Origin of the sequence: Streptomyces sp. MH60 (genome assembly GCF_002939385.1) — a bacterium.
Classification (GTDB): Bacteria; Actinomycetota; Actinomycetes; order Streptomycetales; family Streptomycetaceae; genus Streptomyces.
In genome coordinates this window covers 1-20,036 of record NZ_MULI01000012.1, presented here as the reverse complement: position 1 = coordinate 20,036, position 20,036 = coordinate 1, and the positions used below count along the sequence as shown (strand labels likewise).

Here is a 20,036-nt window from a genome sequence, read left to right as displayed (position 1 = left end):
AGGTTCTTCTGGCGCTCCCGTGTCGCACACTCGGTCGTACGGACGGGCGAGACCAGGGCAAAGTCTACCGGCGGTCCTCCTCCTCCCGTGGGGCCTCTCGCCGACGCGAGCGCGGAAGCACCCGCAGGGCGTCGCCCATGTCCGCGACTTCCAGGACCTTCATGCCGTCAGGGACCCTGCCCGGATCGGCCGGTACCAGGGCATGCGTGAAGCCCAGCCGGTGCGCTTCGGAGAGCCTGCGCTGCACGCCCGTGACCCGTCTCACCTCTCCGGCGAGGCCGACTTCGCCGATCGCGACGAGGTTCTTGGGCAGCGGAGTGTCACTGGCCGCACTCGCCAACGCCAGCGCGATGGCGAGGTCGGCGGCCGGCTCGGAGAGCTTCACCCCGCCCACCGTCGCACTGTAGATGTCCCTTTTGCCCAGCGCGCTGATGCGCCCGCGCTGCTCCAGCACGGCCAGCATCATCGACACCCGCGAGGTCTCGAGACCGGACGTCGTGCGTCGCGGCGACGGGATCTGCGAGTCGACGGTCAGCGCCTGCACCTCGGCGACCAGCGGCCGGCGCCCTTCCAGGGTGACGGTCAGACACGTACCGGGCACCGGCTCGGCCCGCCGGGTGAGGAACAGCCCGCTGGGGTCGGCGAGCCCCGTGATCCCTTCGTCGTGCAGCTCGAAGCAGCCGACCTCGTCCGTCGTCCCGTACCGGTTCTTGACCCCCCGCACCAGCCTCAGCCGCGCGTGCCGGTCGCCCTCGAAATGCAGCACGACGTCCACGAGGTGCTCCAGCAGCCGGGGCCCCGCGATGGCCCCGTCCTTGGTGACGTGGCCCACGAGCAGCGTGGACATGCCGCGCTCCTTGGAGGCGCGGATCAGCGCACCCGCCACCTCCCGCACCTGGGCCATGCCGCCCGGGGCGCCGTCGATCTCGGGCGAGGCCACGGTCTGCACGGAGTCCAGGATCAGCAGCGACGGCTTGACGGCGTCGAGGTGCCCGAGCACCGCCGCGAGGTCCGTCTCGGCGGTGAGATACAGATGGTCGTCGATGGCGTGGATCCGGTCGGCCCGCAGCCGCACCTGGCTGGCCGACTCCTCACCGGTGACATAGAGCGTCCGGTGATCCTCGCTCGCCGCCTTGGCCGCCACGTCCAGCAGCAGCGTGGACTTCCCGACGCCCGGCTCACCGGCGACCAGCACCACGGCCCCGGGCACCAGCCCGCCCCCGAGCACCCGGTCCAGCTCGGGCACACCGGTGGAGCGGGCGGTCGCCTGCCGCCCGTCGACCTGCCCGATCGGCACCGCGGACGTGGTCACGCGCCCCGGGGTGGTCGTACGCACGGCGGGCGCGCCGTACTCCTCGACGGTGCCCCACGCCTGGCATTCGGGGCAGCGGCCGAGCCACTTGGCCGTCTGCCAGCCGCACTCGGTGCAGCGGTAGGACGGCCGTTCCTTGGCGGACTTCGTACGGGCAGCCATGCACGAACCGTAACCGCCCCCACTGACAGCCGACCTCGCGGTCCGTTCGGGGGACCCGGCCCACCCCCGAACCCAAGGCGCCACGCGCACCCCCACCCGTCCCGCACAGCGGCCGCGGGCACCCCGAAAGGACGACCTCCGCCCCACCCCAGCCCCGGAAGAAGAGCTTCCTGTCCCCTTATGAGGGATCGTTTCACCCGTACGGGTTAAAAGTGTCCAACGCGCCAGTTCGCGCCACCCATAGCCCCCTACGGTCGCCGAGTGATGAGGAGCAGCCCGGAAACCACGACCCGCACGACCGGCGCACACCGGGCGCACCGGGAAGCGCGTGACCGCGCCGCGGCGAGGGCGCTGGTGCAGCCGCAGCCGCAGCCGCCTGCCCGGCGGCCGCCCGCGCGATACGCCGCGTACGACGCGTATCTGGACGGCCTGTTCACGTACTGCCTGTCCGTGCTCTGCGACCACGACGCCGCGACCGCGGCCCTGGGGGACGTCCTCGCGCTCGCCGAGCGCCGCGGCCACCGCGCCCCCGGATCCGCGGGCGACCGCAGGGCCTGGCTCTACGCGCTGGCCCGCTGGTCCTGCCTGCGCAAGCTGGCCGAGGCCAAGCAGAAACGTCCGAGCAGTCACGCGGCGGGCCGCCCCACCACGCCCACCAAGCCCGCACCCCCCACCACCCCCACCCACGACGAGGCCCAGCAGCGACACCGCAGCGAACTCGCCCTCCTCGCCTGGCCGGAGGCCGCCGGCACCACCCCCGAGCAGCGCGAGGCCCTCGAACTGGCCGTACGCCACCACCTCGCCCCGCACGAGGTCGCCGCCGTCCTCGGCACGGACCTCGCCGCCACCCGCGAACTGCTCGCCTCGGCCGCCTGCGAGGTGGAACGCACCCGCGCCGCCCTGGCCGTCGTGGAGACCGGCACCTGCCCCGGAGTCGCCCGCCTCACCGGCGACAACCGCTACGTCCTGAGCAGTGCCCTGCGCCGCGAGCTGGTCCGGCACGTCGACGACTGCCCGCGCTGCCGCCGGACCGCCGAGCGCGCGGTCCCCGGCCGCTGGCCCGGCACCAGCGTCACCCCCGCCGAGCTGCCCGTCCTGGAGGCCCCCCGCACCGCGCTGCACGCCGCCCCGGCCCCCACCCCGCGCGCGCGGAGCGCCGCCCCCCGCTTCGACCGGCGCGGCTTCCCGATGGACCCCAAGGACCGCGCGGCCCGGCGGGACCGCCTGCGCGCCCGTGCCGTCACCACCACCGTCGTCGCCACCGTCGTGGCGGCCCCCGTGCTCGCCCTGTGGGCGGCCTACCGCGGCACCCCCGTCGTCGAGGGCGAGGAGGGCCGCTCGGCCAGCGCCAGCGAGGCACAGAACCCGGACGGTTTGGAGGGCGAGTCGGCGGGCGGCGGCTACGGGTACGAGAACGCCGGCAACGCGAGCACCACCCCGGGCACCGGCTTCGGCAAGAACGGCGAGGCCGACGTCTCCGTGGAGGTCGTCGGCGTCTCCGGCGCCGCCGAGAGGGGCGCCGGCCACCTCCGGGTGACGGCCGGCCACGCCGGCGACACCACGCTGGTCACCCTGACCGCGACCGGCGACACCCCGGTGCGGTGGTCCGCGTCCGTCGGCGCCGCCTGGCTCTACCTGAGCCAGTCCTCGGGCACCCTGCGCCCCGGCGAGGCCGTGACGGTCCGGGTGTACGTCGACCACCTGCGCGAACCGTCCGGCCACTGGAGCGCACGGGTGGCCGTGTCACCCGCCGGCGCCGTCGTGACCATCGAGGGCTACGGACCCGCCCCCGCCCCGTCCCGTCCGGGCCCGCGCCCCAGTACGCCGCACGGCACCACGTCCCCGTCCCACCCGGGCCAGAACCCTGACCCGTCCACCTCGCAGCCCCCCGATCCGGACCCGACGCCCACCGGCGACCCGTCGCCGACGCCGCCCGATCCGGACCCGACGACGAGTGAACCGTCCCCGACCGGCGGCACGGGCGGCTCGTCGCCACCGCCGGGCACCAGTGACAGCGGCACCCCGAGCCCGTCCGGCTCCTAGCGGGCACCCGGGGCCCGGACTCGGCGAGCGGGCACCCGGGGGGCCCGGTCTCAGCGAGCGGGGTCCGCCGGATGCGGCGCCAGCAATGGCAGCTGCGACGCCAGCCGCTCCTCGCACAGCTCGACCAGCCGGTCGTAGCCCGCCTTGCCCATCAGCTCGATCAGCTCCGGCCGGTAGGACACGTACACCGGGTCACCCGCGCCGTGCGCCGAGGTCGCCGAGGTGCACCACCAGTGCAGGTCGTGCCCGCCCGGCCCCCACCCCCGCCGGTCGTACTCACCGATCGACACCTGGAGCACGCGCGTGTCGTCGGGCCGGTCGATCCACTCGAACGTCCGCCGGACCGGCAGCTGCCAGCACACGTCCGGCTTCGTCTCCAGCGGCTCCCGCCCCTCCTTCAGCGCCAGGATGTGCAGGGAGCAGCCCGCACCCCCGGAGAACCCCGGCCGGTTCTGGAAGATGCACGAGCCCTGGAAGGGCCGGGTCTGCCGGGAGCCCTCGTCGTCCTCGGAGGTCCAGCCGTTCCGCGTGCCCTCGGCGTGGTGCTGCCAGATGTCCGGCGTGAGCCGTGCCACGTGCCCGGCGACCCGCTTCTCGTCGTCCTCGTCGGAGAAGTGCGCGCCCAGCGAGCAGCACCCGTCGTCCGCGCGGCCCGCCTGGATGCCCTGGCAGCCGCTGCCGAAGATGCAGTTCCAGCGGGAGGTCAGCCATGTCAGATCGCACCGGAAGACCTGCTCGTCGTCCGCCGGATCGGGAAACTCCACCCACGCGCGCGCGAAGTCGAGCCCCTTCTCGTCGCCCGCTCCTTCGACCGGTACGCGCCTTTTATCCTTCTTGGCCGACTTTTCGTCCTTCGCCTTTTTCGTCTTTGGCACGGCTCCAGGGTAAGTCGCCCGAGCACGAGGAGGGCACCAAGGACGGCACCACCGCGAGCGCCGCTGGCAGTAGCGTTCCGTACATGAGACTCGGTGTCCTCGACGTGGGTTCGAACACGGTGCATCTGCTGGTGGTGGACGCGCATCCCGGCGCCCGCCCGCTGCCCGCCCACTCGCACAAGGTGGAACTGCGCCTCGCCCAGCTCCTCGACGAGGACGGGGCGATCGGCCCCGACGGCGTCGACCGGCTGGCCGCGGTCGTCCGGGAGGCGCTCCAGGCCGCCGAGGACAAGGGCGTCGAGGATCTCCTGCCGTTCGCCACCTCGGCCGTGCGCGAGGCGACCAACGCCGACGAAGTCCTCGCGCGCGTGCGCGCCGAGACCGGCGTCGAGCTGACCGTCCTCACCGGCGCCGAGGAGGCCCGGCTCACCTTCCTCGCCGCCCGCCGCTGGTTCGGCTGGTCCGCGGGCAGGCTGCTGGTCCTCGACATCGGCGGCGGCTCCCTGGAGATCGCGTACGGCATCGACGAGGAGCCCGACGCCGCCGTGTCGCTGCCGCTCGGCGCGGGCCGGCTGACCGCGGCCCGGCTGCCCGGCGACCCGGTCCACCCGGACGACGTCAGGGCGCTGCGCCGTCACGTCCGTACGGAGATCGCCCGGACCGTCGGCGACTTCAGCCGCCTGGGCGCCCCCGACCACGTGGTCGCCACCTCCAAGACCTTCCGGCAGCTGGCCCGCATCACCGGCGCCGCCCGCTCCGCCGAGGGCCTCTACGTCCAGCGCGAGCTGAAGCGCGCCTCGCTGGAGGCCTGGGTGCCCCGCCTGGCCGCCATGACCAGCGCCGAGCGCGCCGAACTCCCCGGCGTCTCGGAGGGCCGGGCGCACCAGCTCCTGGCCGGCGCCCTGGTGGCCGAGGCCGCGATGGACCTCTTCCGCGTGGAGAACCTGGAAATCTGTCCCTGGGCCCTCAGAGAGGGCGTGATCCTGCGGCGCCTGGATCACATGGGCCAGGGATAGCGCGCCCCAAAGGGGCGCGGGGAACGGCGCGAGCAACCACGAACCGTCACGCACCCGCCCTATGGCACTCACCACAACGGCGCTTGGGCACCCCGCGACTCCCAGCGGGCACCCCGTACCCTGACCCCCGTGGCAAAACCCAGGGACGTGATCCGCACCCCGGACACGAAGGTCGCCCTGTCGACGGCTTCCGTCTACCCGGAGTCGACGGCGACGGCCTTCGAGATCGCCGCACGCCTCGGCTACGACGGCGTGGAGGTGATGGTCTGGACGGACCCGGTCAGCCAGGACATCGAGGCGCTGCGCAGGCTCAGCGACTACCACCGGGTACCGATACTCGCCGTGCACGCACCGTGCCTGCTCATCACCCAGCGCGTCTGGTCCACCGACCCCTGGGTCAAGCTCCAGCGCGCCCGCGCCGCCGCCGAGAAGCTCGGCGCGAGCACCGTGGTGGTCCACCCCCCGTTCCGCTGGCAGCGCCAGTACGCGCGGGACTTCGTCGACGGCATCTGGCGGATGGCCGACGAGACGGACGTCCGCTTCGCCGTGGAGAACATGTACCCCTGGCGCTACCGCGACCGCGAGATGCAGGCATACGCGCCCGACTGGGACGTGACGAAGGACGACTACCGGCACTTCACGATCGACCTCAGCCACGCCGCCACCTCCCGCACCGACGCCCTCGACATGATCGACCGCATGAGCGACCGCCTCGGCCACGTCCACCTGGCCGACGGCAAGGGCTCCGCCAAGGACGAGCACCTCGTCCCCGGCCGCGGCAACCAGCCCTGCGCCGAAGTGCTGGAGCACCTCGCGCACACCGGCTTCGACGGCCACGTCGTCATCGAGGTCAACACCAGGCGCGCGATGTCCAGCGCCGAACGTGAGGCCGATCTCGCCGAGGCGCTCGCCTTCACCCGCCGGCACCTGGCGCAGACCGCGTCCCCGGTGCCGGGCGGCCCGGCGACGTGGACGGACCGCGGGTGAACGGCGACGCCGACGGGACCACCCGGCGCCGCGGCCGCCCGCCCGGTACGGAGTCCGGGGACACCCGCGACCGCATCCTCGTCACCGCCCGCGAGGAGTTCTCCGAGCGCGGCTACGAGAAGACCTCCGTGCGCGGCATCGCCAAGGCGGCGGGCGTGGACCCCGCGCTGGTGCACCACTACTTCGGCACCAAGGAACAGGTCTTCGAGGCGGCCATCGAGGTCGCCTTCGCACCGGCCCTGCGGGCCCCCGACGCGATCGGCGACGCCCCCCTGGACGAGGTCGGCGAGCGGCTCACCCGCTTCATCCTCGGCCTCTGGGAGAACCCGGCCAGCCGGACGCCCCTGCTGGCCATCGTCCGCTCCGCCGTGAACAACGAGACGGCCGCCGCCGTCTTCCGCCGGCTGATCGCCGCCCAGGTGCTGCGCCGGGTCGCCGCCCAGGTGGACCTGCCGGACGCGGAGCTGCGCGTCGAGCTGGCGGCGGCACAACTGGTGGGCTGCGCGATGCTCCGCTACGTGATCAAGGTGGAGCCGCTGGCCTCCGCGGACGTGGAGCAGATCATCGCCCGCGTGGCACCGGTCGTACAGGGCCACCTCACCGGCCCCTGACATCATCCGCCCACGGCGTACGACGAGACAGGCGTCCCGCATTCCGGACACCCCGTCCCGACCCCTGGATGACCGGCGTACGCTCGACGACAGTCATAACTCTCCGAAGGAGCGAGCGACGATGCCCGAACTGAGGTCCCGCACTGTCACCCACGGCCGCAACATGGCGGGCGCCCGCGCCCTTATGCGTGCCTCCGGTGTACCCGGCGCGGACATCGGGCGTAAGCCGATCATCGCCGTCGCCAACAGCTTCACGGAGTTCGTGCCGGGCCACACGCACCTGGCGCCGGTCGGCCGGATCGTCAGCGAGGCGGTCGTCGCGGCCGGCGGCATCCCGCGCGAGTTCAACACGATCGCCGTGGACGACGGCATCGCCATGGGCCACGGCGGCATGCTCTACAGCCTCCCCTCCCGCGACCTGATCGCGGACAGCGTGGAGTACATGGTCGAGGCCCACTGCGCCGACGCCCTGATCTGCATCTCCAACTGCGACAAGATCACCCCGGGCATGCTCAACGCGGCGCTCCGCCTGAACATCCCGACGGTCTTCGTCTCCGGCGGCCCGATGGAGTCCGGCCGCGCCACCCTGGTCGACGGCACGGTCCGCACCCTCGACCTGGTCGACGCGATGTCGGAGGCGGTCAACGAGAAGATCTCCGACGCGGACATCCTCCGCATCGAGGAGAACGCCTGCCCCACCTGCGGCTCCTGTTCCGGCATGTTCACCGCCAACTCGATGAACTGCCTGACCGAGGCGATCGGCCTCTCCCTGCCCGGCAACGGCTCGGTCCTGGCCACCCACACCGCCCGCAAGGCGCTCTACGAGAACGCGGCCCGCACGGTCCTGGACCTGACCCGCCGCTACTACGAGCAGGACGACGACTCGGTCCTGCCCCGCAACATCGCCACCCCCGCGGCCTTCGAGAACGCCATGGCGCTCGACATCGCGATGGGCGGCTCCACCAACACGATCCTGCACCTGCTGGCCGCCGCCCAGGAGGCGGAGGTCCCCTACGGCCTCACCGAGATGGACGCCCTCTCGCGCCGCGTCCCCTGCCTGGCCAAGGTCGCGCCGAACGTCGCCAAGGACCGCACGTACTACATGGAGGACGTGCACCGCGCGGGCGGCATCCCGGCGCTCCTCGGCGAGCTGCACCGCGGGGGCCTGCTCAACGAGGACGTGCACTCCGTCCACAGCCCGTCCCTGGCCGACTGGCTGAAGACCTGGGACGTGCGCGGCGGCTCCCCGTCGCAGGAGGCCGTCGAGCTGTGGCACGCGGCCCCCGGCTGCGTCCGCTCCGCCGAGGCCTTCTCCCAGTCCGAGCGCTGGGACTCCCTGGACGAGGACGCCGAGGGCGGCTGCATCCGCTCCGTCGAGCACGCCTACTCCCAGGACGGCGGCCTCGCGGTCCTGCGCGGCAACCTCGCCGTGGACGGCTGCGTGGTCAAGACGGCCGGCGTCGACGAGTCCATCTGGACCTTCGAGGGCCCGGCGGTCGTCTGCGAGTCGCAGGAGGAGGCCGTCCAGAAGATCCTCACCCAGCAGGTCAAGGAGGGCGACGTCGTCGTCATCCGCTACGAGGGCCCCAAGGGCGGCCCCGGCATGCAGGAGATGCTCTACCCGACGTCGTACCTCAAGGGCCGCGGTCTCGGAAAGGCCTGCGCCCTGGTCACCGACGGCCGTTTCTCCGGCGGTACCTCGGGCCTGTCCATCGGCCACGCCTCCCCGGAGGCGGCGGCCGGCGGCACCATCGCCCTGGTCGAGGACGGCGACCGCATCCGCATCGACATCCCGAACCGCTCCATCGAACTGCTCGTGGACGACGCCGAGCTGACCCGCCGCGAGCAGGCCCTGAACGGCGTGTACGCCCCGAAGAACCGCGACCGCAAGGTCTCCGCGGCCCTGAAGGCGTACGCCGCGATGGCCACCAGCGCGGACAAGGGCGCGGTGCGCGACGTCAGCAAGCTGGGCTGACACCCCCGAGGGACCCGGCAGGGGACCCGGTACGGCCTACCAGGCCGCCGGGTCCCGCCCCGACACCCCGAACACCGTCCCGTCCGGCGCCCCGGCGTACACGTACCCGCCCGCGAGCAGCGGCGCCGGCAGCGAGGCGGGCACCTTGTCGGAGTCGGGGCCGAGCCGGGGCCGGGTCTGCCCGAGGAGCTTGCCCCGGCGCGCGTCGACGCCGAGGAGCCGCCCGTCGGGCGCGGTGACGTACACGTGCCGCCCGTCGGAGACCGGCGAGGAGCCCCGGCTCACGCCCGTCTCCAGCCGCCACGCCTGCTTCCCCGCCGCCATGTCGGCGGCCACCAGCGAGCCGCCCGCGCCCATGAGGTACACGGTGTCCCCGCGCACCCCGGCCTGCGCCTGCTCCACCGGGATGGGCAGCGTGACCCGCCGGGTCGCCCCGGTGGCCGGCGTGTAGCGGACCACGGTCCTGACGTCGCCGTAGGTCGCCCCCTCGGCGGCGACGAGGAACACGGACCCGTCCGCGGCCCCCACGGGCTTCAGTTCCCCCGCCAGCTCCGCGTCCCAGCGCACGTCCCCGCTCGCCGGGTCCACCGCGGTGACCCGGGTCCCCTTCCCGTCCGCGCTCGGGCTCGTCGCGTACGCCGCCGGCCGCCGCTCCCCGGCGAACGAGGTGAAGTACGGCACCGCCTGCCCGGGGATCCGGCGCGACCACTTGGTCCGCCCCGAGGCGCTGTCCACGCCGGTGACCATCCCGTCGGCGCGGGTGAGCAGCAGCATGTCGCCGACGGTACGCAGCCCGTCGTACGGGGGCATGTCCTCCTGCCACTTCGGCTCACCCGTCGCGGGGTCGAGCGCCTCCAGCGGGCCCAGCAGGCCCACCTCGGGCTGCACGAGCCCGCCCGACACGACCGGGGGTTCGTCCCGCACGGTCTCCTCGACGGGGTGGCGCCACAGGGTGCTTCCGTCGGCCGGGTCGACCGCGAAGACCAGACCGGGCCGCGCGCACAGCAGCCGCCGGGCCGCGTACGAGCACTGCGGCATCCCGCCGCCCTTCGTCGCGGGCCCCGCCTCCCACGCCCCGAACCCGCCCGGCGCACTCTGCGCGGTGGGCGTACGCGCGGGCTCGGCACCGCCGAACGCCTGCACCGCCACGAGGCTCCCGGTCACGGCGAGCCCCAGCGCCCCGGCGACGAGCGCCGACCGCTTCCCCAGCCGCCGTACGACCCGCGCGGACCGTTCGGACCGCCCGGACGGCTCGGCGGGAGCACGCGGGGCGGGTTCCTCACCGGCCTCCCGCGGGCTCTCGGCCCGTTCCGCCCGCGGTGCCGGTATGAACACCTGCGTGTCGTAGGCCGCCGCGACCGACCGCAGTTCCCGCATCAACTCGTCCGGCGTCGGCCGGTCCTCGGGCTCCTTGGCCAGACACCGCACCACCAGCGGCGCGAGCGAGTCCGGTACGCCGGTCAGTTCGGGCTCGTCGTGCACGACCTGGTAGGCGACGACGTACGGGCTGTCGGAGTCGAAGGGCCCCCGCCCGGTCGCCGCGTGCACCATCAGCGAGCCGAGGGTGAAGACGTCGGCCGCGGGCCCCACCTCCCGGGGCCGCCGGAACTGCTCGGGCGCCATGTACGGCGGCGTACCGATCAGCTTCCCGGTCTCGGTGCGCAGTTCGCTGTCCTTCGGCCGGGAGATGCCGAAGTCGATGACCTTCGGACCGTCCTCGGCGAGCAGGACGTTGCTCGGTTTCAGATCCCGGTGCACGACGCCGACCCGGTGGATGTCGCGCAGCGCCTCGGCGAGCCCGGCCATCAGCCGGCGCAGCTGGGGCTCGTCCATCGGCCCGTTCCGCTTCACGTGCTCCGAGAGCGTGGGACCGGGGATGAACAGCGTGGCCATCCAGGGCCGACCGGCCTCCGGGTCGGCGTCCACGACCGGTGCCGTGAAGGCCCCGCTCACCCGCCGGGCCGCGGCCACCTCCTGCCGGAAACGCCCCCTGAACTCGGGGTCCCTGGCATACGTCGCATGCACGACCTTGACCGCGACGCGCATCCCGGAGGTGCTGCGGGCCAGGTGCACGACGCCCATGCCGCCCGAGCCGAGGCGGGACTCCAGCCGGTAGTGGCCGGCGTACTCCGGAAGTTCCGCTTCCGCGTCCGCTCCGGCATCCCGCTGCGGCGCCATGGAACCACCCCCGTGCTGTTCGTTCGCGCGAGCGACGCTCGGAGCCTAGTCGATGGGGCCTGCGGGACAGAGGCGGCCCGCCGACTCGCGTGTGCGAGTGGCGAACTGGTGTTTCATGGTTTGTTCTCGGGGTATCAACGGTGCCCCACGAAAGTCGTGGGGCTCAACGGGGGGAGTTCGTCCATGTCTGTCGACCAGGTCCAGAACATCGGCGGCGAAGAGGAAGAAGCGGCACAGGCCGGGGGAGTCGTCGCGGCGGCGGCCCTGAGTTCCTACCCGGTCGCGCCGGGCTACCGCCTGAACGTCCGCAGCGGACCGGGCACCAACTACTCGGTGGTGCGGGTCCTGGCCGAGGGCTCCAGGGTCACGATCAACTGCCAGCGCACGGGGGAGCGGGTCTCCGGCCCCTACGGCACCTCGAACATCTGGGACAACATCGGCAGCGGCCAGTACGTCTCCGACGCGTACATCCGCACCGGCAGCGACGGCTACGTGGCCCCTCGCTGCTGAGCCGGCCGCCGATGACCTTGTAACAGCGCCGTCCCAGCAACGTATTAGGAGGTCGCCGACGGGAACGGTCTGCCGGGCCGAGCGGCTCTTGGTGATCGGAAGCGCCGCTCGCACCGATGGGTACGGGCGGCCCGGCACGCCAACCGACTCTGAGGTAGACAACGATGCGCGTTCGCAAGCTGACCCTCGCCGCCATGGCCCTCGCCGCCGGTCTCTCGCTCACGGCCTGCCAGAACGACGACGGCACGGACCAGAGCGCCGCCCCGCCGGCCGCCTCCGCCGCGTCCTCCTCGAACGGCGGCTCGGGATCGGCCGGCTCGGACCAGGAGGGCGGGACGGACTCCGCGGGGAAGACCCCCGACGGAACCGGCGACGCCGACGGATCCGGTGGCACCGGCGGGTCGGGCGGGTCCGCCGAGGACGGCCAGGCCGCCAAGTGCCGCACCGACGAGCTGGAGATCACGGCGATGGACGCCACCGTCGGCGGCGACACCGAGGGCACCGTCGCGGTGGACCTGAAGAACGGCGGCGGCCGGGACTGCACGCTCGCGGGCTACGCGGGCGTCGACCTGAAGACCAACGCGGGAACCCTGTCCGCGGAGCGCACGGGCGAGGAGGCCTCGCCGGTGGTCCTCAAGGACGGCGAGAACGTGACCTTCGGCATCACCTACCCGGTCAACGACACGGGCGGCTCCGGCGTCCGCATCACGGGGCTGGTGGTGACCCCGCCGAACGAGACCAAGTCGGTCACCCTCGACTGGCCGGGCGGCGCCTCGCTGCCCGCCTCGGACGAACCGGGCTCCCCGGTGCGGGTCGGCCCGATGGGCAGCGCCGGCCAGGGCGGCTGATCGCACCGCTCGCCCCACGCGCCTCGTCCGGTGTGCCGGGCCCGCCCGGGGCCCGCGCCGCACCGGCGCCATAATCGACCCGTGAGCGCAGAGAACGGCAAGAACGGCAGCCCGGACATCCCCGCGGGCCCCCGCCCCGAACCCCTCCGGTTCTACGGCACGACCTGGGTGGACCACGACCACGGTTACACCGCCCGCCGGGTGGGGCTCGCCGTGGGCTCCCTCGCCGTGGCGGCCGCCGCCTGCTTCGTGCTCCGCGTCGCCTACCAGGGCCTCCAGATCGCCGACATCGGCAGCTTCGTCTCGCTGCTGATGATCGTGATGTTCGCGATCTGCAGCGCCCTGGCCTTCCGCCACACCTGGTCCGGCTTCACCAGCCGGCCCGACCCCGACCGCCAGGCCTCCATGCGCGGCCTGCTCGCCATCGGCTTCGTCGGCTCCCTCCTCGCCTACTTCTGCCGCACCTTCACCGAGGCGCCGGGCGAGAAACTGCACCGCGAGGAGTACGAGAAGGCGCGCGAGGAGTACGAGAAGCGCACCGTCCGCCGCTCGGGCAACCCGTCGCGGAAGCGCCGCGGGAAGTAACCCGAGTGGGAGCCCGCCGCCCACGGCGCTCCCGAGAACCCCCGCCCCGTCCGGGCCGGCCCGGCCACCATGGCCGTATGACGACACCGCTGACCCCGGACGACCCGGCCGCCGCGACCACCCCCGCGCGGGCCCACCACAGCGCCCGCGCGCACTCCTTCAACGCCGCCGCCGCCCAGTACGCCGCCAACCGGCCCTCCTACCCGCCCGCCCTCTTCGACGCGCTGGAGGAGCTGACCGGCCGCCCCCTCAAGGGCGCCCGCGTCGTGGACGTCGGCGCCGGCACGGGCCTCGCCACCGCCCGCCTGCACGAGCGCGGCGCCGACGTGATCGCCGTGGAACCCGGCGCCGGCATGGCCACCGAGTTCCGCCGCACCCTCCCCGGCGTGCCCGTGGTCCGCGGCAACGGCGACGCCCTGCCCCTCGCCGGCCACCGCGCCGACCTGCTCACCTACGCCCAGGCCTGGCACTGGACCGACCCCGCCCTGGCCGTCCCGGAGGCGCTGCGCGTGTTGCGTCCGGGCGGCGCGCTGGCGCTGTGGTGGAACACCGACGCCCACGACGTGCCGTGGATCGCGGAGTCGGCGCGGCGCGTCGACCGGCACTTCGCGCACCTGAACCTCTCCGCCGAGAAGCGGGACTTCGACGCCCGCTTCGCCGACCCCACCGGCACGCTCGGCTTCGTCCACCGAGAGGTCCGCTGGAGCCGCCGCGTCCCCCTCGACACCCACCTGGCCAACCTCGGCAGCCACTCGGTCTTCCTGACCGACACCGAGGAACGCGCCGCGGCCTTCTTCGCCGAGGAGCGCCGCCACCTGCTGGCCGCCTTCCCGACCGGACGCGTCGAGGAGACGTACGACGTCCACCTCCTCGTCGCCCGGACCCCCGAAACGTGAGGACGCTCGGCGGCCCTTGACGCCACGGGCACCCGGGAGGACTATTCATCACATGATGAATTACTTGCCGGAACACTCCTCCCGGCCACCCGGGGGCCACGGCGACGACCCCGCCCCGCCCGCCGTCCACGCCGAAGACCTCACCGTCGTCCGCGGTACCCGCACCGTCCTGCGGGGCCTCGGCTTCACCGTCCCGCGCGGCCGCATCACCGGCCTCCTCGGCCCCTCCGGCTGCGGCAAGTCCACCCTGATGCGGTCGGTCGTCGGCACCCAGTCCAAGGTCACCGGCACCCTGCACGTCCTCGGCCGCCCGGCCGGCCACCCGGCCCTGCGCACCCGCGTCGGCTACGTCACCCAGGCCCCGTCCGTCTTCGACGACCTGACCGTCCGCCAGAACCTGGACTACTTCGCCGAGATCCTCGACCCCGGCCGGGCGGCCGCCGACCGCCGCCGCGAGGACGTCACCCGGGTCATCGCCGACGTCGACCTCACCACCCGCGCCGATGCCCTGGCCGGCAACCTCTCCGGCGGCCAGCGCAGCCGCGTCTCCCTCGCCGTCGCCCTCCTCGGCGCCCCCGAACTCCTGGTCCTCGACGAACCCACGGTCGGCCTCGACCCCGTACTCCGCCGGGACCTGTGGGCCCTCTTCCACTCCATCGCCGCCGGCCGCGGCGCCACCCTCCTCGTCTCCTCCCACGTCATGGACGAGGCCGAGCGCTGCCACCGGCTGCTCCTGATGCGCGAGGGCGAGGTCCTCGCCGACGACACCCCCGACGCCCTGCGCACCCGTACCGGCTCCGAGACGGTCGAGGAGGCCTTCCTCCACCTGGTCGACGAGGCGAAGGCCAAGGCGGCGGCCCGCACGAAGGAGACCACCCGATGACCACGCCCACGGCCCCCGCGGCGGCTGCGCCCACCCTCACCCCGGCGCCCACCCGCCCCCTCAGCCTCCCCCGCACCACGGCCACCGCGACCCGGGTCCTGCGCCAGCTGAGCCACGACCCCCGCACCATCGCGCTCCTGATGCTGATCCCCTGCGTGATGCTCTTCCTGCTGCGCTACGTCTTCGACGGCAGCCCGCGCACCTTCGACAACATCGGCGCCTCGCTCCTCGGCATCTTCCCGCTGATCACGATGTTCCTGGTCACGTCCATCGCGACGCTGCGCGAGCGCACCTCCGGCACCCTCGAACGCCTCCTCGCCATGCCGCTCGGCAAGGGCGACCTCATCGCCGGCTACGCCCTCGCCTTCGGCGTCCTCGCCATCGTCCAGTCGGCCCTCGCCACCGGCCTCGCGGTCTGGTTCCTGGGCCTGGACGTGACGGGCAGCCCCTGGCTCCTCCTCCTGGTCGCCCTGCTCGACGCCCTCCTGGGCACCGCGCTCGGCCTCTTCGTCTCGGCCTTCGCGGCCTCGGAATTCCAGGCGGTCCAGTTCATGCCGGCGGTGATCTTCCCCCAGCTCCTCCTCTGCGGCCTCTTCACCCCGCGCGACAACATGCACCCGGCCCTGGAGGCCGTCTCCGACGTGCTGCCCATGTCCTACGCGGTGGACGGCATGAACGAGGTCCTGCGCCACACCGACATGACCACCGCCTTCGTACGCGACGCCCTGATCGTCGCCGGCTGCGCCCTGCTGGTCCTGGCTCTGGGAGCGGCGACCTTGAAGCGCCGCACGACATGATCAACCAGCCCGTCCGGCGCTTGAGGACCCCGCACCGCCCCCCACCCGCGTCCCGCGGACTGGACGCACCACCCCCACCCCCACCCGCAATGCGAGGATGACCCCGGACGACGCGCACACTCCGAAGGGCACCGAACCCATGACCCAGAAAGTCGCAGTCCTCGGCACCGGCAAGATCGGCGAAGCCCTCCTCAGCGGCATGATCGGCGCCGGCTGGGCCCCCGCCGACCTCCTGGTCACCGCCCGCCGCCGGGAGCGGGCCGAGGAACTCCGCGCCCGCCACGGAGTCACCCCGGTCACCAACGCCGAGGCCGCCAAGACCGCCGACACCCTGATCCTCACGGTCAAGCCCCAGGACATGGGCGCCCTCCTCGACGAACTCGCCCCGCACGTCCCGGCCGACCGCCTGGTCATCAGCGGCGCGGCGGGCATCCCCACCTCGTTCTTCGAGGAGCGCCTCGCCCCCGGCACCCCGGTCGTCCGCGTCATGACGAACACCCCGGCCCTCGTCGACGAGGCCATGTCCGTGATCTCGGCCGGCACCCACGCGACCGCGGCCCACCTGACCCACACCGAGGAGATCTTCGGTGCCGTCGGCAAGACCCTCCGCGTCCCCGAGTCCCAGCAGGACGCCTGCACCGCCCTCTCCGGCTCGGGACCGGCGTACTTCTTCTACCTGGTCGAGGCCATGACCGACGCCGGCATCCTCCTCGGCCTGCCCCGCGACAAGGCCCACGACCTGATCGTCCAGTCCGCGATCGGCGCCGCGAAGATGCTCCGCGACAGCGGCGAGCACCCGGTCAAGCTCCGCGAGAACGTCACGTCCCCCGCCGGCACCACCATCAACGCCATCCGCGAGCTGGAGAACCACGGCGTCCGCGCCGCCCTCATCGCCGCCCTGGAGGCCGCCCGCGACCGCAGCCGCGAACTGGCCTCCGGCACCAAGGACTGACGCACCGCCGAACCGGACCCGGCGACCTGGACGAGCCCCGCCCCCACGAGGCTCACCGCACGCCGCTCAGCATCCGGCCAGCACCTCCTCCGTCATCACCACCCGGGCGAACCCGCCCCCGTGCAGCGACACCGCCGACGCGCGCGCCAGCTCGTCCGCGCTCTGCCGCCAGCCGAAGGGCCCCTCCAGGCCGAAGGTGTACGTCGCGTCCCACGGGACCACCACGTCGTACCCGAGGTTCCCGCCCATCCGTGCCGTCGTCTCGACGCACATGTTCGTCTGGATCCCGGCGAGCACGAGCTGCGAGATCCCCGCCGCCCGCAGCCAGGCGCCCAGGTCCGGCGCACCGAGGAACGCCGAGTTCACGCTCTTCGTGACCAGCAGCTCGGCACCGCCCCCCTTCCCGCGCCGCTGTTCCACGTACTCCTTGAACCCGTTGCCCTCGTACCCCGTCCGCAACGGCGATTCGGCCTTCACCGAGTCGTGCCGCACGAAGACGACCGGCCGCCCGCTCGACTGCCAGGCGTCGATGAGCGCGGCGATGTTGTCGTCCGCCCCCGGGTTGTTGCGCGTACCCCAGAAGCCGAGCTCCTCGAAGCCCTTCTGCACGTCCACGACCACCAGTGCGGCGTTCTCAGCGATGTCCATGCCCCCGATCGTGCCGCCCGGAGAGCAACCGCCCCAGCGGTCTGAAAGTCAGCGATCGATGGTTTACTGCCACCATGGCGACGACGGACACAGCCGCGGCAACGGCACCGGCCCCCTACCGCGTCGCCCTCCTCGCCTTCCCCGGCATCCGGGCCTTCGACGTCGCCGTCATCACCGAGGTCTGGGGCACCGACCGCACCGACCGCGGCGCCCCCGCCTTCGAGCTGCGCCGCGTCGCCGCCGACGGCACCGCCACCGTCCCGATGCGCGGCGGCCTCGCCCTCCACCCCGACCGCCCCCTCGACTGGCTGGCGGAGGCCGACCTCGTCGTCGTCCCCGGCCTCGACGACCACCTCACCCCGGCACCCGCCCCGGTCCTCGCCGCGCTCCGCCGCGCCCACGCCCGCGGCACCACCGTCGCCGCCCTGTGCGGAGGGGCCTTCACCCTCGCCCAGGCCGGCCTGCTCGACGGCCGCCGCGCCATCACCCACTGGCGGCTGCTCGACCTCCTGCGCACCCACCACCCCCGGGTCACCGTCGTGCCCGATGCCCTCTTCATCGAGGACGACAACATCTGGACCGCCGCCGGCACGGCAGCGGGCATCGACCTCTGCCTCCACCTGGTCCGCCTGGCCCACGGTGCCGAGGCCGCCGCCACCATCGCCCGCTCGATGGTCACCGCGCCCTTCCGTACCGGCACCCAGGCCCAGTTCATCGAGCACCCCACCCACCCCGCGGACCGAGACGCCGACACCCTCGCCGACGTCCGCGAACACGCCCTGCGCCACCTCGACGAGCCCCTCACCGTCGCCGACCTGGCCGCCCGCGCCGGCATGTCCCCGCGCTCCTTCGCCCGGCACTTCGCGGCGGCCACCGGCACCACGCCGCTGCGCTGGCTCCTGGACCAGCGGATCGCCGCGGCCCAGAAGCTCCTCGAACGCACCGACCTGCCCATCCCCGAGGTCGCCCGCCGCGCGGGCTTCGGCAGCGAGGTCACGATGCGCCAGCACTTCGCTGCGCGCCTCGCCACCAGCCCCCGCGCCTACCGGGCCGCGTTCACCGGGGGCAGCAGCCCGATCGCCCGGTAAGCGGCGTCCACGGTCGGCCGCGCCATCGCCCGCGCCTTCTCGGCCCCCTCCCGGAGCACGCCCTCGACATAGCCGGGGTCGGCGCACAGCTCCTGATGCCGCTCCCGCACGGGCCGCAGCACCTCGACGACCGCCTCCGCGGTGTCCTTCTTCAGCGCGCCGTACGAGTCGTACCCACCCGCCAGCTCCGCGGGGTCACCACCCGTGCAGGCGGCGAGGATCTCCAGCAGATTGGCGAGCCCCGGCCGCTCCTCCCGGTCGTACACGACGTCCCGCCCGCTGTCGGTCACGGCCCGCACGACCTTCTTCCGCGCCACGTCCGGCTCGTCCAGCAGATAGACGATCCCCGGCCCGACGTCGTCGCTCTTGCCCATCTTCGAAGCGGGCTCCTGCAGATTCATGACCCGCGCCGCCACCGCCGGACTGGTCACCCGCGGCACCACGAACGTGTGCCCGTACCGCTGGTTGAACCGCACCGCGAGATTCCGCGCCAGCTCCACATGCTGGGTCTGGTCGTCCCCGACCGGCACCTCGTCCGTCCCGTACGCCAGGATGTCGGCCGCCATCAGCACCGGGTACGTCAGCAGCGACAGCCGCACACTCCCCCCGCGCTCCCGCTCCCGCGCGGCCTTCTCCTTGTACTGGATCATCCGCCGCATCTCGCCGTCGGTCGCCACACACTCCAGTACGTACGACAGCCGCGCGTGCTCGTCCACGTGACTCTGCACGAACACGGTGCACAGCTCGGGATCGAGCCCCGCCGCCAGCAACAGCGACGCCGCCTGCCGGCTGAGTCTGCGCACCCGCGCCGGATCGTGGTCCACGGTCAGCGCGTGCAGGTCGACGACGCAGAACAACGCGTCCGACCGGTGCTGGTCCACCGCGGCCCACCGCCGCATGGCTCCCAGATAGTTCCCCAGCGTCAGGTGCCCGGTCGGCTTGACCCCACTGAAGACCCGTGTCATCTCTCCACCTCCTGGTCAGGGCCGCCGCCACCCGCCGGCCGCCCCTCCTGGAGGGAGATACGAGAACGGCCGCCGAAGCGGCGGCCGTCGAGTGCATACGTGTGTACGGCCGCCGTCAGGCGGCCCGCCAGAGCTGGGTACACGTACGCGTCGTCACGAGCCCCACCGTACGCCTGCGCAGCCCGCCCCGCGCGGGATTTGACACGACCGCCCCGCACTCCTAGTGTTCTCCGAGTTGTCCGACGTGAGCGCCGACCCCGGTCGGTCCCCGGACAGTGATTCCGCAAGTACCCACCACTCTTCGACGAACCGTCGCGTTGTCGGCGTCGTCGTTCTGTCGGTGCGCGTATTAACGGAATGAGGAATCCACGTTCGAATGAACGCGGCCCCGATTAGCTCGGGAGCCGGGAGTCCGCTAGAGTCTCACCTCGTTGAAACGGCCCAAGGGCCGCGGAGACAACCCCTGCTGACGGGGAATCAGGGCCGAAAGGGTCTGATAGAGTCGGAACCGCCGGAAAGGGAAACGCGAAAGCGGGAACCTGGAAAGCACCGAGGAAATCGGGTCGGAAAGATCTGATAGAGTCGGAAACGCAAGACCGAAGGGAAGCGCCCGGAGGAAAGCCCGAGAGGGTGAGTACAAAGGAAGCGTCCGTTCCTTGAGAACTCAACAGCGTGCCAAAAGTCAACGCCAGATATGTTGATACC

Annotated in this window: 18 protein-coding genes; 13 read left to right on the top strand and 5 right to left on the bottom strand. The window is 73.1% G+C overall.

Features of this window, described 5'->3' with window-relative positions:
- Positions 1-64 precede the first annotated feature (64 nt).
- The gene (radA, locus tag BZZ08_RS11040) at positions 65-1,474 is read right to left on the bottom strand and encodes a DNA repair protein RadA (protein ID WP_104632004.1); all 1,410 of its coding nucleotides are present in this window, start codon (positions 1,472-1,474) and stop codon (positions 65-67) included.
- A 264-nt stretch (positions 1,475-1,738) separates the two neighbouring features.
- On the opposite strand from radA, the gene BZZ08_RS11035 reads away from it, so the two are divergent.
- Positions 1,739-3,517 (top strand): BACON domain-containing protein, encoded by a 1,779-nt coding sequence (locus tag BZZ08_RS11035; RefSeq protein ID WP_104632003.1) that lies wholly within the window; start codon positions 1,739-1,741, stop codon positions 3,515-3,517.
- 50 nt (positions 3,518-3,567) lie between these two features.
- Here the strand turns inward: BZZ08_RS11035 and BZZ08_RS11030 are convergent, their stop codons facing one another.
- On the bottom strand, positions 3,568-4,392 hold the full coding sequence (locus BZZ08_RS11030; protein WP_104632002.1) for a hypothetical protein: 825 nt from the start codon (positions 4,390-4,392) through the stop codon (positions 3,568-3,570).
- A gap of 83 nt (positions 4,393-4,475) precedes the next feature.
- On the opposite strand from BZZ08_RS11030, the gene BZZ08_RS11025 reads away from it, so the two are divergent.
- The 4 genes from BZZ08_RS11025 to ilvD all read left to right on the top strand — a co-directional run bounded on the left by BZZ08_RS11025 (position 4,476) and on the right by ilvD (position 8,981).
- Entirely contained in the window at positions 4,476-5,408 is a 933-nt protein-coding gene (locus BZZ08_RS11025; protein ID WP_104632001.1) for a Ppx/GppA phosphatase family protein, read from the top strand.
- Between the two features lie 129 nt (positions 5,409-5,537).
- Positions 5,538-6,395, top strand: a complete 858-nt coding sequence (locus BZZ08_RS11020) for a sugar phosphate isomerase/epimerase family protein (RefSeq protein ID WP_104632000.1) — start codon at positions 5,538-5,540, stop codon at positions 6,393-6,395.
- On the top strand, positions 6,392-7,006 hold the full coding sequence (locus BZZ08_RS11015; RefSeq protein WP_104631999.1) for a TetR/AcrR family transcriptional regulator: 615 nt from the start codon (positions 6,392-6,394) through the stop codon (positions 7,004-7,006). Before BZZ08_RS11020 ends, BZZ08_RS11015 begins: the two co-directional genes overlap by 4 nt.
- 121 nt (positions 7,007-7,127) lie before the next feature.
- Complete coding sequence (gene ilvD, locus BZZ08_RS11010) at positions 7,128-8,981, top strand: dihydroxy-acid dehydratase (protein WP_104631998.1); 1,854 nt, start codon at positions 7,128-7,130, stop codon at positions 8,979-8,981.
- A gap of 36 nt (positions 8,982-9,017) precedes the next feature.
- On the opposite strand, the gene BZZ08_RS11005 is transcribed toward ilvD, so the two are convergent.
- Positions 9,018-11,159 (bottom strand): serine/threonine-protein kinase, encoded by a 2,142-nt coding sequence (locus tag BZZ08_RS11005; protein ID WP_104631997.1) that lies wholly within the window; start codon positions 11,157-11,159, stop codon positions 9,018-9,020.
- A gap of 183 nt (positions 11,160-11,342) precedes the next feature.
- On the opposite strand from BZZ08_RS11005, the gene BZZ08_RS11000 reads away from it, so the two are divergent.
- From BZZ08_RS11000 to proC, 7 genes are all read left to right on the top strand, one after another.
- Positions 11,343-11,669 carry an SH3 domain-containing protein gene (locus BZZ08_RS11000; protein ID WP_104631996.1) on the top strand — a complete coding sequence of 109 codons (327 nt, stop codon included), beginning with the start codon at positions 11,343-11,345 and terminating at the stop codon, positions 11,667-11,669.
- 164 nt (positions 11,670-11,833) lie between these two features.
- Entirely contained in the window at positions 11,834-12,517 is a 684-nt protein-coding gene (locus BZZ08_RS10995) for a DUF4232 domain-containing protein (RefSeq protein WP_104631995.1), read from the top strand.
- Between the two features lie 81 nt (positions 12,518-12,598).
- Positions 12,599-13,102, top strand: a complete 504-nt coding sequence (locus BZZ08_RS10990) for a hypothetical protein (RefSeq protein WP_104631994.1) — start codon at positions 12,599-12,601, stop codon at positions 13,100-13,102.
- Between the two features lie 77 nt (positions 13,103-13,179).
- Complete coding sequence (locus tag BZZ08_RS10985; protein ID WP_104631993.1) at positions 13,180-13,998, top strand: class I SAM-dependent methyltransferase; 819 nt, start codon at positions 13,180-13,182, stop codon at positions 13,996-13,998.
- Between the two features lie 52 nt (positions 13,999-14,050).
- Entirely contained in the window at positions 14,051-14,881 is an 831-nt protein-coding gene (locus BZZ08_RS10980) for an ABC transporter ATP-binding protein (protein ID WP_104631992.1), read from the top strand.
- Positions 14,878-15,678 carry an ABC transporter permease gene (locus tag BZZ08_RS10975; RefSeq protein ID WP_104631991.1) on the top strand — a complete coding sequence of 267 codons (801 nt, stop codon included), beginning with the start codon at positions 14,878-14,880 and terminating at the stop codon, positions 15,676-15,678. Before BZZ08_RS10980 ends, BZZ08_RS10975 begins: the two co-directional genes overlap by 4 nt.
- Positions 15,679-15,817: 139 nt before the next feature.
- Positions 15,818-16,630, top strand: coding sequence for a pyrroline-5-carboxylate reductase (proC, locus tag BZZ08_RS10970; RefSeq protein ID WP_198601408.1), 813 nt, complete (start codon positions 15,818-15,820; stop codon positions 16,628-16,630).
- A 66-nt stretch (positions 16,631-16,696) separates the two neighbouring features.
- On the opposite strand, the gene BZZ08_RS10965 is transcribed toward proC, so the two are convergent.
- Positions 16,697-17,278 carry a cysteine hydrolase family protein gene (locus BZZ08_RS10965; protein ID WP_104631989.1) on the bottom strand — a complete coding sequence of 194 codons (582 nt, stop codon included), beginning with the start codon at positions 17,276-17,278 and terminating at the stop codon, positions 16,697-16,699.
- A 74-nt stretch (positions 17,279-17,352) separates the two neighbouring features.
- Here BZZ08_RS10965 and BZZ08_RS10960 point away from each other — a divergent pair, with 74 nt between their 5' ends.
- Complete coding sequence (locus BZZ08_RS10960; protein ID WP_104631988.1) at positions 17,353-18,366, top strand: GlxA family transcriptional regulator; 1,014 nt, start codon at positions 17,353-17,355, stop codon at positions 18,364-18,366.
- On the opposite strand, the gene trpS is transcribed toward BZZ08_RS10960, so the two are convergent.
- Positions 18,321-19,331: a tryptophan--tRNA ligase gene (trpS, locus tag BZZ08_RS10955; protein WP_104631987.1), complete on the bottom strand. Its 1,011-nt coding sequence runs from the start codon at positions 19,329-19,331 to the stop codon at positions 18,321-18,323. The two genes, BZZ08_RS10960 and trpS, sit on opposite strands and share 46 nt — an antisense overlap.
- Between the last annotated feature and the right edge of the window lie 705 nt (positions 19,332-20,036).

Excerpts from the sequence above, each read along its gene's own strand:
- BZZ08_RS10965 (WP_104631989.1), bottom strand. The coding sequence starts at position 17,278 with ATGGACATCGCTGAGAACGCCGCACTGGTGGTCGTGGACGTGCAGAAG.
- BZZ08_RS10985 (WP_104631993.1), top strand. The coding sequence starts at position 13,180 with ATGACGACACCGCTGACCCCGGACGACCCGGCCGCCGCGACCACCCCC.
- proC (WP_198601408.1), top strand. The coding sequence starts at position 15,818 with ATGACCCAGAAAGTCGCAGTCCTCGGCACCGGCAAGATCGGCGAAGCC.
- BZZ08_RS11035 (WP_104632003.1), top strand. The coding sequence starts at position 1,739 with ATGAGGAGCAGCCCGGAAACCACGACCCGCACGACCGGCGCACACCGG.
- BZZ08_RS11005 (WP_104631997.1), bottom strand. The coding sequence starts at position 11,159 with ATGGCGCCGCAGCGGGATGCCGGAGCGGACGCGGAAGCGGAACTTCCG.
- trpS (WP_104631987.1), bottom strand. The coding sequence starts at position 19,331 with ATGACACGGGTCTTCAGTGGGGTCAAGCCGACCGGGCACCTGACGCTG.
- BZZ08_RS11000 (WP_104631996.1), top strand. The coding sequence starts at position 11,343 with ATGTCTGTCGACCAGGTCCAGAACATCGGCGGCGAAGAGGAAGAAGCG.
- BZZ08_RS10975 (WP_104631991.1), top strand. The coding sequence starts at position 14,878 with ATGACCACGCCCACGGCCCCCGCGGCGGCTGCGCCCACCCTCACCCCG.
- BZZ08_RS10980 (WP_104631992.1), top strand. The coding sequence starts at position 14,051 with ATGATGAATTACTTGCCGGAACACTCCTCCCGGCCACCCGGGGGCCAC.
- BZZ08_RS10960 (WP_104631988.1), top strand. The coding sequence starts at position 17,353 with ATGGCGACGACGGACACAGCCGCGGCAACGGCACCGGCCCCCTACCGC.
- radA (WP_104632004.1), bottom strand. The coding sequence starts at position 1,474 with ATGGCTGCCCGTACGAAGTCCGCCAAGGAACGGCCGTCCTACCGCTGC.
- BZZ08_RS11025 (WP_104632001.1), top strand. The coding sequence starts at position 4,476 with ATGAGACTCGGTGTCCTCGACGTGGGTTCGAACACGGTGCATCTGCTG.
- BZZ08_RS10995 (WP_104631995.1), top strand. The coding sequence starts at position 11,834 with ATGCGCGTTCGCAAGCTGACCCTCGCCGCCATGGCCCTCGCCGCCGGT.
- ilvD (WP_104631998.1), top strand. The coding sequence starts at position 7,128 with ATGCCCGAACTGAGGTCCCGCACTGTCACCCACGGCCGCAACATGGCG.